This is a genomic window from Kitasatospora sp. LaBMicrA B282, from assembly GCF_050325825.1.
GTDB lineage: Bacteria > Actinomycetota > Actinomycetes > Streptomycetales > Streptomycetaceae > Kitasatospora.
Window position 1 is genome coordinate 1 of record NZ_JBNQTI010000399.1, and the last position, 551, is coordinate 551.

Here is a 551-nt window from a genome sequence, read left to right on the forward strand (position 1 = left end):
GGCCAGCACGGGCACCGGCAGCAGCGCCCGCGGAGCCAGCCGGGCCAGCCGCCAGGGGTGGCGGGGCAGGTGCACGGGCGGGGCGAGCAGGTCCTCGGCGAGCGCGTCGAAGCCGGCGGCGAGCGGGCCGAACAGGGCGCGCCAGGCCGGGCCGTCGGCGCCCAGGGCGCGGGCGGTGACGGCGAGCGAGCGGTGCACCGCGCCGGCCGGGCCCTCGTCCAGCGGGTGGGCCAGGTCCACCTCGGGGTACGCCCAGGCGAGCCCGTGCCGCTCCAGGGCGAGGCCGCGCAGGAAGGGCGAGCCGGGGCCGAGCGGCAGCACCGCGGCGCAGTGGTCGTGCAGCAGGCCCGGCACGGTGAGCTCCCCGCTGCGGGCGCCGCCGCCGATCCGGTCGGCGGCCTCCAGCACGGTGACCCGCAGCCCGGCGCCGGCCAGCTCCACCGCGGCCGCCAGCCCGTTCGGCCCGGCCCCGACCACGATCGCCTCGCCCGCCCCGGCTGCCGCCACCGCGCGCTCCCGTCCGGCCGGCACCGCCGCGGCCCGGCCGCGGG

1 protein-coding gene is annotated in these 551 nt (G+C 83.1%); it reads right to left on the reverse strand.

Annotated elements, in window-relative coordinates; all coding sequences use genetic code 11:
- On the reverse strand, window positions 1-531 hold a 531-nt coding region (locus ACQRUO_RS39660; protein ID WP_428321029.1), incomplete at its 3' end, for a phytoene desaturase family protein.
- Window positions 532-551: the final 20 nt, after the last annotated feature.